The 12,813-nt window shown below is 39.8% G+C and carries 15 protein-coding genes and 1 tRNA gene; 15 read left to right on the top strand and 1 reads right to left on the bottom strand.

The window, feature by feature from the left end:
• Positions 1-178: 178 nt before the first annotated feature.
• The 8 genes from folB (at position 179) to HMPREF2607_RS08615 (ending at position 7,139) form a co-directional block, all read left to right on the top strand.
• The gene (gene folB, locus HMPREF2607_RS08580) at positions 179-538 is read left to right on the top strand and encodes a dihydroneopterin aldolase (RefSeq protein ID WP_070476702.1); all 360 of its coding nucleotides are present in this window, start codon (positions 179-181) and stop codon (positions 536-538) included.
• Complete coding sequence (gene folK, locus HMPREF2607_RS08585; protein WP_070476704.1) at positions 535-1,026, top strand: 2-amino-4-hydroxy-6-hydroxymethyldihydropteridine diphosphokinase; 492 nt, start codon at positions 535-537, stop codon at positions 1,024-1,026. Before folB ends, folK begins: the two co-directional genes overlap by 4 nt.
• Positions 1,027-1,215: 189 nt before the next feature.
• Positions 1,216-2,118 carry a UDP-N-acetylmuramate dehydrogenase gene (gene murB / locus HMPREF2607_RS08590; protein WP_060972618.1) on the top strand — a complete coding sequence of 301 codons (903 nt, stop codon included), beginning with the start codon at positions 1,216-1,218 and terminating at the stop codon, positions 2,116-2,118.
• A 46-nt stretch (positions 2,119-2,164) separates the two neighbouring features.
• Positions 2,165-3,319, top strand: coding sequence for an ABC transporter ATP-binding protein (locus HMPREF2607_RS08595; RefSeq protein ID WP_002884517.1), 1,155 nt, complete (start codon positions 2,165-2,167; stop codon positions 3,317-3,319).
• Positions 3,303-4,097, top strand: coding sequence for an ABC transporter permease (locus HMPREF2607_RS08600; RefSeq protein WP_070476706.1), 795 nt, complete (start codon positions 3,303-3,305; stop codon positions 4,095-4,097). The genes HMPREF2607_RS08595 and HMPREF2607_RS08600 overlap by 17 nt, the downstream gene beginning before the upstream one ends.
• Positions 4,094-4,870, top strand: a complete 777-nt coding sequence (locus tag HMPREF2607_RS08605) for an ABC transporter permease (RefSeq protein WP_002884421.1) — start codon at positions 4,094-4,096, stop codon at positions 4,868-4,870. Before HMPREF2607_RS08600 ends, HMPREF2607_RS08605 begins: the two co-directional genes overlap by 4 nt.
• Positions 4,863-5,930, top strand: coding sequence for an ABC transporter substrate-binding protein (locus HMPREF2607_RS08610; protein ID WP_014634874.1), 1,068 nt, complete (start codon positions 4,863-4,865; stop codon positions 5,928-5,930). Before HMPREF2607_RS08605 ends, HMPREF2607_RS08610 begins: the two co-directional genes overlap by 8 nt.
• A 309-nt stretch (positions 5,931-6,239) precedes the next feature.
• Entirely contained in the window at positions 6,240-7,139 is a 900-nt protein-coding gene (locus tag HMPREF2607_RS08615; protein WP_004183097.1) for an SPFH domain-containing protein, read from the top strand.
• Between the two features lie 43 nt (positions 7,140-7,182).
• On the opposite strand, the gene HMPREF2607_RS08620 is transcribed toward HMPREF2607_RS08615, so the two are convergent.
• Entirely contained in the window at positions 7,183-7,578 is a 396-nt protein-coding gene (locus HMPREF2607_RS08620) for a lactoylglutathione lyase (RefSeq protein WP_002884456.1), read from the bottom strand.
• Positions 7,579-7,694: 116 nt separating this feature from the next.
• On the opposite strand from HMPREF2607_RS08620, the gene HMPREF2607_RS08625 reads away from it, so the two are divergent.
• The 7 genes from HMPREF2607_RS08625 to HMPREF2607_RS08655 all read left to right on the top strand — a co-directional run bounded on the left by HMPREF2607_RS08625 (position 7,695) and on the right by HMPREF2607_RS08655 (position 12,670).
• Positions 7,695-8,588 carry an ROK family protein gene (locus HMPREF2607_RS08625; RefSeq protein WP_070476707.1) on the top strand — a complete coding sequence of 298 codons (894 nt, stop codon included), beginning with the start codon at positions 7,695-7,697 and terminating at the stop codon, positions 8,586-8,588.
• Positions 8,589-8,742: 154 nt separating this feature from the next.
• A complete protein-coding gene (gene serC / locus HMPREF2607_RS08630; protein ID WP_014632766.1) occupies positions 8,743-9,837 on the top strand; it encodes a 3-phosphoserine/phosphohydroxythreonine transaminase in 1,095 nt (364 codons plus the stop codon).
• Positions 9,838-9,849: 12 nt separating this feature from the next.
• Complete coding sequence (locus HMPREF2607_RS08635) at positions 9,850-10,407, top strand: GNAT family N-acetyltransferase (RefSeq protein ID WP_021143766.1); 558 nt, start codon at positions 9,850-9,852, stop codon at positions 10,405-10,407.
• 18 nt (positions 10,408-10,425) lie between these two features.
• Positions 10,426-11,604 carry a 3-phosphoglycerate dehydrogenase family protein gene (locus tag HMPREF2607_RS08640; protein WP_021143767.1) on the top strand — a complete coding sequence of 393 codons (1,179 nt, stop codon included), beginning with the start codon at positions 10,426-10,428 and terminating at the stop codon, positions 11,602-11,604.
• Between the two features lie 55 nt (positions 11,605-11,659).
• Positions 11,660-12,154 (top strand): methylated-DNA--[protein]-cysteine S-methyltransferase, encoded by a 495-nt coding sequence (locus HMPREF2607_RS08645; protein WP_014634869.1) that lies wholly within the window; start codon positions 11,660-11,662, stop codon positions 12,152-12,154.
• Positions 12,155-12,188: 34 nt separating this feature from the next.
• Complete coding sequence (locus HMPREF2607_RS08650; protein WP_014634868.1) at positions 12,189-12,542, top strand: arsenate reductase family protein; 354 nt, start codon at positions 12,189-12,191, stop codon at positions 12,540-12,542.
• Between the two features lie 57 nt (positions 12,543-12,599).
• Positions 12,600-12,670: transfer RNA gene (locus HMPREF2607_RS08655), tRNA-Thr, on the top strand.
• Positions 12,671-12,813: the final 143 nt, after the last annotated feature.

A 12,813-nucleotide genomic window follows, 5' to 3' on the forward strand; every position in this document is an offset into this window, starting at 1 on the left:
GGAGTCTTTTTAACTCCTGTGCCTATATTTTACCAAATCAGAAGAATTACGCAACCGATTGCATAAGCGTAAACACAATAACTTCAGATCTGTCTAAAATATCATACTAATAAGAGTCCAACTTTTCAACTGTTTTGTGCTAGAATAAAGAGGAGTCTAGTCGTCTGAAGGAGAAATTATGGATAAAATTATTTTAAATGGTTGCCGTTTTTATGGCTATCACGGGGCTTTTACTGAGGAACAGACCCTGGGACAAATTTTTGTGGTAGATTTGGAATTGACTGTTGATTTAACTAAGGCCTCACAGAGTGACAATCTAGATGATACGGTTCACTATGGATTGGTTTTTGAAGCTGTGCAAAAACAAGTGGAAGATAAAAAGTACATTTTGATTGAGCGTTTGGCTGGTGCAATTTGTGAGGATTTATTTGCACAATTTCCACCAATTCAATCTATTAAAGTTCGAATTACCAAGGAAAATCCACCAATTAATGGGCATTATAAGAGTGTTGGTATCGAATTGGAGCGTAGCCGATGACAAGAGTTTATTTGAGTTTGGGATCTAATATGGGAGACCGTCAGGGCTATCTTCAAAAAGCTGTGAAGGCCTTGAATGATCTACCTGAGACGGAGGTTAAAGCAGTATCCTCTTGTTACGAAACAGCTGCTTGGGGACTGACAGATCAGGCTGATTTTTTGAATCTTGCCTTGGCTTTAGAGACGAAGTTGCCAGCTGAAACCTTACTAAGGTCATGTCAGCAGATTGAAAAAGACCTTGATCGCGTTCGTCATGAGCATTGGGGGCCTCGGACAGTAGATATTGATATTCTTCTATATGGGCAGGAAATCTGGGAGACTGAGCACCTTAAAGTGCCCCATCCTTATATGAGTCAGAGAGCTTTTGTTTTGGTTCCCTTGATAGAAATAGCAGATGACTTGGTTGACCCTAAAACTGGTCAAGCCTACAAAAAATATTTGAGTCAATTAGACACTAGTGATGTCCGCAAATTGGAAGTTATGGACTAGCTTTGCGTGAAATTCCTTGTCGTCAAGATGGGGATTTTTTGCTATAATTAATCTTGGCTTTTTGCTGTATTTTTCTTTTTATTTTTAGGGAAAAATACTAACTCATTTTTAGGTAGTGATAGTAATATGGGGAAGTCTATCACGATACCTACAAAGAAATAAATGTATAGAAAAAGTATGGAAAATAACATGTTAGATGAACTTAAAGAAGATTTAGTGGGAATTGATATTCGTTTCGACGAACCCTTAAAACGTTATACATATACCAAGGTTGGTGGTCCAGCGGATTATTTGGCCTTTCCACGTAACCGCTATGAACTCTCTCGTATTGTCAAATTTGCTAATAAGCATGACATTCCTTGGATGGTGCTCGGTAATGCCAGTAATTTGATTGTCCGTGACGGTGGTATCAGAGGGTTTGTGATTATGTTTGACAGACTTAATGGTATTGCAGTTAATGGTTATCAAATTGAAGCTGAAGCGGGGGCTAATTTGATTGCGACAACCAAGGTGGCTCGTTTCCAAAGTTTGACAGGTTTTGAATTTGCAGCGGGGATTCCAGGTAGTGTTGGTGGTGCCGTCTTTATGAATGCGGGTGCCTATGGTGGTGAGATTGCTCATATCTTGGTTTCTGCTCAGGTTCTTACAAAAGACGGTGATATTCGTACGATTGATGCAAGAGATATGCGTTTTGGTTATCGTCGTTCGGTGCTCCAAGAAACAGGTGAAGTGGTTATTTCAGCTAAATTTAACCTCAAACCAGGAGACTACGAGCAAATCAAGAATGAGATGAATCGTCTCAATCATTTGCGAGAACTTAAACAACCTCTTGAATACCCTTCATGTGGTTCGGTCTTTAAACGCCCACCAGGTCATTTTGCTGGTCAGCTGATTATGGAAGCCAACCTCAAGGGACATCGTATCGGGGGTGTTGAGGTGTCAACTAAGCACGCTGGTTTCATGGTTAATGTTGATCAAGGAACAGCAAAAGACTATGAAGACCTTATTTCAGACGTTATAGCTAAGGTTAAGGAAAATTCAGGTGTTACACTAGAGCCTGAAGTACGTATCATTGGCGACGAATTAAACTAATAAAACCCTATCCCTATATTTGCTATCCATGGAGGATTTATGACAATTGACTAATCCGATTATTGCCTTTCGAAATGTCTCAAAAGTGTTTGAAGACAGTGGCACACAAGTTTTAAAAGACATCAACTTTGAACTAGAAGAAGGTAAGTTCTATACCCTTCTTGGGGCTTCTGGTTCTGGTAAATCAACGATTTTGAACATCATTGCAGGTCTATTAGATGCGACCAGTGGTGACGTCCTTTTGGATGGAAAACGTATCAATGATATTCCTATCAATAAAAGGGATGTTCACACCGTTTTCCAATCTTATGCTCTCTTTCCACATATGAATGTCTTTGACAATGTGGCTTTTGCTCTTAAATTGAAAAAGGTGCCTAAAAAGGAAATTGAAGAGCGTGTAGAAGAAGCCTTAAAGATGGTTCAACTAAATGGTTATCAAAAGCGCTCGATTCAAAAATTATCAGGTGGTCAACGTCAACGTGTTGCCATTGCCCGAGCAATTATTAACCAACCACGTGTGGTCCTTTTGGATGAGCCCTTGTCAGCACTGGATTTGAAACTACGTACTGAAATGCAATACGAGTTGCGCGAATTGCAGCAACGTCTAGGGATTACCTTTGTCTTTGTAACCCACGACCAAGAAGAAGCCTTGGCCATGTCGGATTGGATTTTTGTTATGAACGATGGTGAAATTGTTCAATCAGGAACTCCGGTTGATATCTATGACGAACCTATTAACCACTTCGTTGCAACCTTTATTGGAGAATCTAACATCCTACCAGGTGTTATGATTGAGGACTATTTGGTTGAGTTCAATGGGAAACGTTTTGAATCTGTTGATGGAGGAATGCGTCCTAACGAACCTGTCGAAGTGGTTATTCGTCCTGAAGATTTGCAGATTACACTTCCTGAGGAAGGCAAATTGCAAGTTCGCGTGGAAACTCAGCTCTTCCGTGGGGTCCACTATGAAATCATTGCCTATGACAATCTTGGCAATGAATGGATGATTCATTCAACCCGTAAGGCGATTGAGGGTGAGATTATCGGTCTTGATTTTACGCCTGAGGATATTCATATCATGCGTCTTAATGAGACAGAAGAAGAGTTCGATGCACGTATTGAAGAATATGTGGAAGTGGAAGAACATGAAGATGGCTTGATTAATGCCATTGAGGAGGAGCGCTATGAAGAAAACAGCTAGCCTCTTCTCGGTACCTTACCTCCTTTGGCTCCTACTCTTCGTGGTTGCTCCAGTGCTCATGCTACTCTATCAGTCTTTCTTTGATATCAGTGGCAACTTTACTTTGGATAATTATGGCACCTTCTTTTCCAGTTGGACTTACTTAAGGATGAGTTTTAACTCGGTTCTTTATGCAGCCATCATTACTCTGGTAACGCTTATTATCTCTTATCCGACGGCATATCTTTTAACCAGACTGAAGCATAAGCAACTTTGGTTGATGTTGGTCATTTTGCCAACCTGGGTCAATCTCCTTCTGAAAGCCTATGCTTTTATGGGGATTTTTGGTCAACAAGGCGGTATCAATGCCTTTCTCGGTTTCTTTGGGATTGCACCCATGCAAATCCTCTTTACGGATTTCTCCTTTATTTTCGTAGCTAGTTACATTGAAATTTCCTTTATGATTCTACCGATTTTCAATGCACTGGATGATTTGGATGAAAATATTGTGAATGCAAGTAAAGATTTGGGAGCCAATGATTGGCAGACCTTTACCAAGGTTATTTTTCCCTTATCGCTTAATGGGGTACGCTCTGGTGTCCAGTCGGTCTTCATTCCTAGTCTCAGCCTCTTTATGCTGACACGCTTGATTGGTGGTAACCGAGTTATCACCCTAGGGACAGCTATCGAACAGCATTTCCTCACGACACAAAACTGGGGAATGGGGGCAACCATTGGTGTTGTTCTTATTGCTGCTATGATTGCGACAATGTGGTTAACAAAGGAGAGACGTCAATGAAAAAATTTGCAAATCTCTATTTAGCTCTTGTCTTTGTTATCCTTTACCTGCCAATCTTTTATTTAATCGCCTATTCTTTCAATAGTGGTGGCGATATGAATAGTTTCACAGGTTTTACTCTGGATAACTATCAGAGCATGTTTTCAGATAGCCGACTTATGTTAATCCTGGCTCAAACCTTCTTTTTAGCTTTCCTTAGCGCTCTTCTGGCAACGATTATTGGTACCTTTGGGTCTATCTTTATCTACGAGAGTAAACAGAAGCAGCAGACTGGGATTTTATCTCTAAATAACGTGCTCATGGTTGCACCGGACGTTATGATTGGTGCAAGTTTCTTGATTCTCTTCACCTTGATTGGTTTCCAACTAGGTTTTGTATCTGTCTTATTGAGTCACATTGCCTTTTCAATCCCAATCGTGGTTCTCATGGTGTTGCCACGTCTCAAGGAAATGAATCGAGATATGGTGAATGCCGCTTATGACCTAGGTGCCACTCAATGGCAGATGTTACGTGAGGTTATGTTGCCATACTTGACACCTGGTATTATTGCTGGTTATTTCATGGCCTTTACCTATTCATTGGATGACTTTGCAGTAACCTTCTTTGTAACGGGGAATGGTTTTTCAACACTTGCTGTGGAAATTTACTCACGTGCACGTAAAGGGATTTCTCTGGAAATCAATGCCTTGTCTACCGTTGTTTTCCTATTCTCTATTCTTTTAGTGATAGGTTACTATGCGATTACCAAGGAGAAGGAGGAGCAGGATGCGTAGACTCTATCAATTTCTGGCAGGTATCTTAGCCATTATCTTCTTCCTTTGGGGTATCTCTGCCTACATGCAGAGTCGTACAGGAAATGTGTCGGACAAATTAGTTATCTATAACTGGGGTGATTATATTGACCCAGACCTCCTGACCAAATTTACAAAAGAAACGGGCATCAAGGTTCAGTACGAAACCTTTGATTCCAATGAAGCCATGTATACCAAGATTAAGCAGGGCGGAACAACCTACGATATCGCTGTACCGTCAGACTATACCATTGATAAAATGGTTAAGGAAGACCTTTTGGTGAAGTTGGATAAATCTAAAATCAAAGGTTTTGACCAGATTGGTTCAAGCTTTAAAGGGCTTAGTTTTGACCCTCACAATGACTATTCCATCCCTTATTTCTGGGGAACTGTCGGTATTGTTTATAATTCAAAATTGGTGAAAAAAGCACCACAGCACTGGGATGATCTTTGGTCACCAGATTACAAAAACCAGATTATGCTAGTTGATGGTGCGCGTGAAGTCCTTGGTTTCTCACTCAATAGCCTGGGATATAGCTTGAATACGAAGAACATGACTGAATTACGTTTGGCTGAAACTAAACTTAATAGTCTAACACCAAATATCAAGGCTATTGTTGGTGACGAGATGAAGGGCTACATGGTTCAAGGTGATGCGGCCATTGGAATAACCTTCTCAGGGGAAGCTAGTGAGATGCTTGATAAAAATGAGGACCTACGTTATGTTGTCCCATCTGAAGGCTCAAATCTTTGGTTTGATAATCTGGTGATTCCTAAGACTGTAAAGCATGAAAAAGAGGCTTATGCCTTTATCAACTTCATGCTTAAACCGGAAAATGCAGCCCAAAATGCTGAATATATCGGTTATGCCACACCTAACCAAGCAGCTAAAGCTTTGCTTCCAAAGAGTATTACTGATGATAAAGCCTTTTATCCATCAGAATCAACCATTAAAAACCTTGAAGTCTATAACAACTTAGGACAAAAATGGCTCGGAATCTATAACGATATTTACCTTCAAGTTAAAATGTATCGTAAGTAAGTCTTTTGAGATTTGAGTTTTGGATGCCATCTAGAATGATTCTTCAAACGATTTTATTTTCGAAAATACTAAGAGGCTGAAACGATTTCGTTTCAGCCTTTTTCTTATATCGAAAAGTCTCGCCTGTTGCGTACAACTCTCTCGATTAACAGGAGTTTCCAAGTTTTCAAGAGTGCTGACATATAAGCGATAAAGAAAGTGTCTCTTTTACACTATTTCGAACGAGCTATGCTATTTTTCTTGAAAAATTGTATCACTGTGCTATAATAAAGCAAAGAAAATTTTAATGTTTATTTTGGAGGACTTAACATGCAAGCAGCACTTCTCTTTTTACTGTTTTCCTTCCTGATTATTTTGGGAATTCTCATCAGTATGCTTTACGTTGTACGTCAACAGTCAGTGGCTATCGTTGAACGTTTTGGGCGTTATCAAAAAATTGCAACGAGTGGGATTCATATGCGTTTACCATTTGGTATCGATAAAATTGCCGCTCGTATTCAATTACGTTTGCTTCAAAGTGAGATTGTGGTTGAGACTAAGACAAAGGACAATGTCTTTGTCATGATGAATGTGGCTACTCAATATCGTGTTAATGAGCAAAATGTTACAGATGCTTACTATAAACTCATGCGTCCAGAAGCTCAAATTAAATCATACATTGAGGATGCTCTCCGTTCATCAGTTCCTAAATTGACGCTCGATGAACTCTTTGAGAAGAAAGATGAAATTGCCCTTGAGGTTCAACACCAAGTGGCTGAAGAAATGACAACTTATGGTTATATCATTGTTAAGACCTTGATTACCAAAGTTGAACCAGATGCTGAAGTTAAACAGTCTATGAACGAAATCAATGCTGCTCAACGTAAGCGTGTCGCAGCTCAAGAATTGGCAGAAGCTGATAAGATTAAGATTGTCACAGCAGCTGAAGCTGAAGCTGAAAAAGATCGTCTTCACGGGGTTGGTATTGCCCAACAACGTAAGGCTATCGTTGATGGATTGGCTGAATCAATCGCAGAACTTAAAGAGGCCAATGTGGGTATGTCTGAAGAGCAGATTATGTCTATTCTTTTGACTAACCAATACTTAGATACGCTTAATACTTTTGCGGCTAAAGGCAATCAAACCTTATTCCTACCAAATAATCCAAACGGTGTGGATGATATTCGTACCCAAATTTTGTCAGCCTTAAAGACAGATAATAAAAATTAAGCACAAAAAGAAGCCAGATCTATACGATCTGACTTTTTTTGTTTTATTTTTCTAGGAATTGCGTCAAACGGATAACTTCAATCTTATAGCCATCTGGATCAGTGATAAAGTAGTACATTTTTGGTTTACCAGGAAGACCTGAGAGGTCTGTAACAGTGTAGCCAGCCTCTTTGTGAGCTTGGTGTGTAGCTTCTAGGTCATCAACACCAACGGCGATATGACCATATCCATCCCCGAGATCATAAGCTTCATGGTCGTAGTTATAGGTTAATTCCAACTCATAATCAGGATCATCTTCGAGTTGTAAATAGACAAGGGTGAACTTATATTCTGGAAAATCATTTCGACGAGCTTCTTTGAAACCAAGTGCCTCTTTATAAAATTTAAGTGAGGCTTCTAGGTCCTTGACACGGACACAAGTGTGTAGAAATTTAGTCATGTGAGATAACTCCTTTTATCTAATTCTGTAAGTTTATGATAGCATTTTGGAACCGTTTTTTCTAGTTTTTGCTCTTTTGTGTTATAATGACGAAAAACAATCTGTGGAGGATGCTTATGACGATTTTAGCGATTGATTTTGGGGGAACACAGGTGAAGTCAGCACTTGTTTCGGAGCAGTTCGCCATTGAAAAGAGTCTGCCGACGCAGTCATCCCCACAAAACTTAGAACAAGCTATTGACGTGATTGATCAGATAGTTACTTCAGTTGAAGTAGACTTATCAGGTATAGCAATTAGTGTTCCAGGGACGGTTGATACTGAGGAAGGTGTGATTTATCATGGTGGCTTATTGAGGTTCTTCCACGGCTTTCGTATTAAAGAGGTCCTCGAAGCTAAGTACCATCTGCCTGTAATGGCTCTTAATGATGGTAAAGCAGCGGCCTTAGCAGAGCTAGCCACAGGTCATTTGCAAGGAGTGACCAATGGTGCAGCCCTTGTTTTGGGTTCAGGTCTAGGTGGTGGATTTATTATTAATGGTAAACTTTTTCAAGGAAGCCACTTTCAAGCGGGGGAGTTGACCTTTCTTTTACCAGTTCAAATGGAAAAAGTTGATCCTTCATTGATGCGAGGCATGACTTTGTCGGCTGTCGGTTTAATTACCGAGGTAAATGAAGTGCTAGGTAACTCAGATTTAAAGGATGGTTTAGCCGCATTTAAGGCCATAAATGCAGGAGATAAAACGGTCTATTCGCTTTTTGAAAGCTATTGCCGTAATCTAGCCATTACCATTTTGAATCTTCAAACCATCTTTGATGTGGAAACCTTTGTTATTGGAGGTGGTATTTCAGCTCAGCCGATACTTATCGAGGAGGTCAACCGCCAGTTTGATAAGGTTCACCATGAGATTGACTTTATCGGTAAAATTATTAAACGTCCCGAGATTGTTGCTTGTCATCATCATAATGGAGCTAATCTAATTGGGGCAGCCTATTTTCTTAAGCAAAAATAAACGGATACTAAAATCAATTACTGATAAGAATATACATAAAATACCTAACTTTTTTGAGGCGAGCGGTTAATCCCGTTCGTTTTTTACTGTTAACACTTTACAATATTCAGAAAATTCGCTATAATAGGACCATTAAAATTTTGGAGGTGTCTTTATGACAATTTATAATTTCTCAGCAGGACCTGCTACATTACCAAAACCAGTGCTTGAAAAAGCCCAAGCTGAATTGCTTAACTATCAAGATTCCGGTATGTCCGTGCTAGAAATGTCCCACCGTTCTCCAGAATTTGACAAAATCGTTAAAGATGCGGAAGCGACACTTCGTGAGCTTATGGCCATTCCTGATAACTATAAGGTTATTTTCTTGCAAGGTGGCGCTTCAACACAATTTACAATGGTCCCACTTAACCTCGCTCAAGGTAAGAAAGCTTACTACCTTGTAGGTGGTTCATGGGGTAAAAAAGCTTATACAGAAGCTGTTAAACTTTCAAAAACTATTCCTTTTGAACCAATTCTTTTGGCCTCTTCAGAAGAAACTGTTTACGATCATATCCCAAGTTTTGACCCAGCAACAATTGATCCAGAAGCAGCTTATGTTCACTTGACAACGAACAATACCATTGAAGGAACATCTATCTACGATTTGCCTGATACTAATGGTGTGCCAATCGTAGCTGATATGTCTTCAAATATTTTGGCTGCTCGTTACAATGTTGAGGACTTTGCCCTTATCTATGCTGGTGCTCAGAAAAATATTGGACCTGCTGGGGTGACAGTTGTTATCGTTCGTGAAGACTTCCTTAACGACCAACCACAATTGTCTGCCATGTTGGATTACCGTATTCAAGCTGAAGCAGGATCACTTTACAATACACCACCATGTTTCAACATCTATATTTCAAAACTCGTCTTTGACTGGGTTAAAAATGAAATTGGTGGCGTGGACAAGATGGCTGAAATTCAACGTGAGAAATCAGGTCTTCTCTACGACTACATTGAGTCATCTGATTTCTACACAAATCCTGTCAAAGATGCCAAGGATCGTTCTGTCTGCAACATCCCATTTGTAACACCAAGTAAAGAGTTGGATGCTAAGTTTGTAGCAGAAGCAGATGCTCTTGGTTTCAAGAATATCAAAGGACACCGTTCAGTAGGTGGTATGCGTGCTAGTGTTTATAACGCTTTCCCACGTCAGGGTGTACTTGACTTGATTGACTTTATGAAGAAATTTGAAGCCGAAAATAAATAATTAGGTAAAGAGATGGAAATTAGACAAGCCTTCCCAAATGAAATTGGGGCTATCATGACTGTGATTGAGAGTGCTAGAACTGCTTTAGCAGAAGCGGGGAGTACTCAATGGCAAGGATCTGATGGTTACCCTACTGAAGAAACTATCTTTGACGATGTCCTTAACGGGCAGGCCTATGTAGGAATTGTTGATGGTCAAATCGTTTCTTATGCTGCGGTGATTGTTGATGGAGACCCTGCTTACGACAAAATCTATGATGGGGACTGGAAACACCACAATAAGCGCTACATTACTTTTCATAGAATCGCCGTTTTAAGTGAATTTTCGGGTCAGGGCATTGCTCAAACCTTCATTCAAGGTCTTATTGAGGGAACGGATGCTCATGATTTCCGTTGCGATACGCATGAAAAGAATACTGTCATGCAGCATATTTTGGAGAAACTTGGCTATGTCTATTGTGGCAAGGTTCCTATTGATGGTGAACGTCTTGCTTATCAGAAAATCAAAACTAAGCGAGAGCAAGCCTTTTATCAAGAACTTGATGAAGCAGCTCACCACGGGATACATTGATTTAAGAGGAATAAAATTATGGTATTTAGTGTAAAAACGTATAACAATATTAACCAGATTGGTTTGAAGGAACTTGGAAATCATTTCCAAATTGATGGTGATTTAGCGGAAAATCCGGATGCCTATATCATTCGTAGTCAAAATCTCCATGACACTGTTTTTCCTGACAACTTGAAAGCTATTGCGCGTGCTGGTGCAGGTACTAACAATATCCCAGTTGACGAAGCAACTGAAAAAGGGATTGTTGTCTTCAATACTCCAGGTGCCAATGCCAACGCTGTTAAAGAAGCTGTTTTGGCCTCTATCTTACTCTCAGCACGTGACTATATTGCGGCCAATGCTTGGGTTAACACACTTAGTGGTGATGATGTTCCTAAACAAATTGAAGCAGGTAAGAAACAGTTTGCAGGTAGCGAGATTGCTGGTAAGACATTGGGTGTTATCGGGCTCGGTGCTATTGGTGCACGTATTGCCAATGATGCTTACCGTTTGGGAATGAAGGTCTATGGTTACGACCCATATGTTTCTATTGAAGCTGCTTGGAATATCTCTCACCATGTAAAACGTGTTTCTGATCTTAAAGAGATTTTTGAAAACTGTGACTATATCACTGTTCACGTTCCATTGACACCAGATACAAAAGGTACTTTCAATGCGGATGCCTTTAACCTCATGCAAAAAGGGACAACTATCATTAACTTTGCCCGTGCAGAGTTGGTAGATAACGATGCCCTCTTTGATGCTTTGGAAACAGGTGTGGTTAAACGCTATATCACCGACTTTGGTACAGAAGACCTCCTTAACAAACCTAAGGTGACTGTCTTCCCACACGTTGGTGGATCAACAAGTGAAGCAGAACTTAACTGTGCGATTATGGCTGGTCAAACCATCCGTCGTTTCATGGAAACAGGTGAAATTGTTAACTCTGTTAACTTCCCACGTGTGCAACAGGCCTTGAGTGCCCCATACCGTATCACTTTGATTAATAAAAACGTGCCTAATATTGTGGCTCGTATCTCTACTGCGGTTTCTGATTTTAATATCAATATCGATAATATCATCAACCGTTCTAAGGGTGACTATGCCTATACACTTCTTGACCTTGATGAAACAGACAAATCTAAGATTGATGAATTGGTTGCTAAGTTTGAAGCTAGTGACAATATCGTTCGTGTGCGTTTGATTAAAGGTAAATAATAAGAGTTAATTGACAGGAACAAGAGATTCCTGTCTTTTTTGTTATAATAAAGACATGCTTTATCGTCAGTATTATTTATCTCCTATTGGACGCTTGTGCTTGGTGGCAAGTGACCAAGCGCTTTATGGTATTTGGTTGGAGGGGCAAAAACATTTTCAGGCAGGTATCAAGGAAGAGGAGTTAGTAGACACCTCAAATCCTATCTTGAAAATGACCAAGAATTGGTTAGAGGCTTATTTTAAAGGAGAACATCCAAATCCAGATAAACTGCCTCTAGCTGATAGAGGGACGGCCTTCCAGCTAAAGGTTTGGTTAGCTTTACGGGACATTCCTGCGGGGCAGAGCATAACTTATAGTCAGATTGGTAAAGTGATTTCATGTCAATCAGCTCAGGCTGTAGGAACTGCTGTTGGTAAGAATCCCTGGTTGATTCTGATCCCTTGTCATCGGGTTCTTCCTAGTAGTGGTCATATAGGAAATTACGCCGCAGGAGAAGACGCCAAGCGTTTCTTACTTCATTTAGAAGGCATTAGGTTTGACAATCCTTAGATAGATATCTTATGCTAGAAAAAAGGAGAAAATTATGTACACTTTTTATGAATATCCCAAATGTAGCACTTGTCGTAAGGCAAAGGCAGAACTCGATCAATTAGGTTTAGATGTTGAATCTATTAATATTAAGGAAAATCCACCTTCAGCTCAATTTTTAAAAGAGCTTTTGGTAGGGTCAGATTTAGAACTTAAGAAATTCTTCAATACGAGTGGTCAATCCTACCGCTCTCTAGGTCTAAAGGATAAGTTGCCAACCCTATCTCTTGATGAAGCTGTTGAACTCTTGGCTTCAGATGGTATGTTGATTAAACGTCCTATCTTGATTAAAGATGGTAAGGTTTTACAGGTTGGTTACCGTACCCCTTACCAAGACTTAAATTTATAAAAAATAAGCAAAAAATCTTGCCACAGTAAATAGAAGTATGGTAAGATTAAAACAGTTGCCGCTATAGTTAAATGGTATAATAGAGCAATGGTAATGCTCCGTTCCGAGTTCAATTCTCGGTGGTGGCATCTGTGATAAAGTCCAGCCTTAGGGTTGGATTTTTTTATGTTCAAAGAGGCTGATTTATACCTCTCAATTTTTCAAAAGAATTTACTGAAAACTCTTGAAATTCAAAAAAAAAGGAGTAGACTAATAGGTGATTAAACCTAGG

Source organism: Streptococcus sp. HMSC078H03 (genome assembly GCF_001808655.1).
Lineage (GTDB): Bacteria > Bacillota > Bacilli > Lactobacillales > Streptococcaceae > Streptococcus > Streptococcus salivarius_G.

Excerpts from the sequence above, each read along its gene's own strand:
- HMPREF2607_RS08650 (WP_014634868.1), top strand. The coding sequence starts at position 12,189 with ATGTACACTTTTTATGAATATCCCAAATGTAGCACTTGTCGTAAGGCA.
- HMPREF2607_RS08605 (WP_002884421.1), top strand. The coding sequence starts at position 4,094 with ATGAAAAAATTTGCAAATCTCTATTTAGCTCTTGTCTTTGTTATCCTT.
- serC (WP_014632766.1), top strand. The coding sequence starts at position 8,743 with ATGACAATTTATAATTTCTCAGCAGGACCTGCTACATTACCAAAACCA.
- HMPREF2607_RS08620 (WP_002884456.1), bottom strand. The coding sequence starts at position 7,578 with ATGACTAAATTTCTACACACTTGTGTCCGTGTCAAGGACCTAGAAGCC.
- folB (WP_070476702.1), top strand. The coding sequence starts at position 179 with ATGGATAAAATTATTTTAAATGGTTGCCGTTTTTATGGCTATCACGGG.
- HMPREF2607_RS08640 (WP_021143767.1), top strand. The coding sequence starts at position 10,426 with ATGGTATTTAGTGTAAAAACGTATAACAATATTAACCAGATTGGTTTG.
- HMPREF2607_RS08635 (WP_021143766.1), top strand. The coding sequence starts at position 9,850 with ATGGAAATTAGACAAGCCTTCCCAAATGAAATTGGGGCTATCATGACT.
- HMPREF2607_RS08615 (WP_004183097.1), top strand. The coding sequence starts at position 6,240 with ATGCAAGCAGCACTTCTCTTTTTACTGTTTTCCTTCCTGATTATTTTG.
- HMPREF2607_RS08610 (WP_014634874.1), top strand. The coding sequence starts at position 4,863 with ATGCGTAGACTCTATCAATTTCTGGCAGGTATCTTAGCCATTATCTTC.
- HMPREF2607_RS08600 (WP_070476706.1), top strand. The coding sequence starts at position 3,303 with ATGAAGAAAACAGCTAGCCTCTTCTCGGTACCTTACCTCCTTTGGCTC.
- HMPREF2607_RS08625 (WP_070476707.1), top strand. The coding sequence starts at position 7,695 with ATGACGATTTTAGCGATTGATTTTGGGGGAACACAGGTGAAGTCAGCA.
- murB (WP_060972618.1), top strand. The coding sequence starts at position 1,216 with ATGTTAGATGAACTTAAAGAAGATTTAGTGGGAATTGATATTCGTTTC.
- folK (WP_070476704.1), top strand. The coding sequence starts at position 535 with ATGACAAGAGTTTATTTGAGTTTGGGATCTAATATGGGAGACCGTCAG.
- HMPREF2607_RS08645 (WP_014634869.1), top strand. The coding sequence starts at position 11,660 with ATGCTTTATCGTCAGTATTATTTATCTCCTATTGGACGCTTGTGCTTG.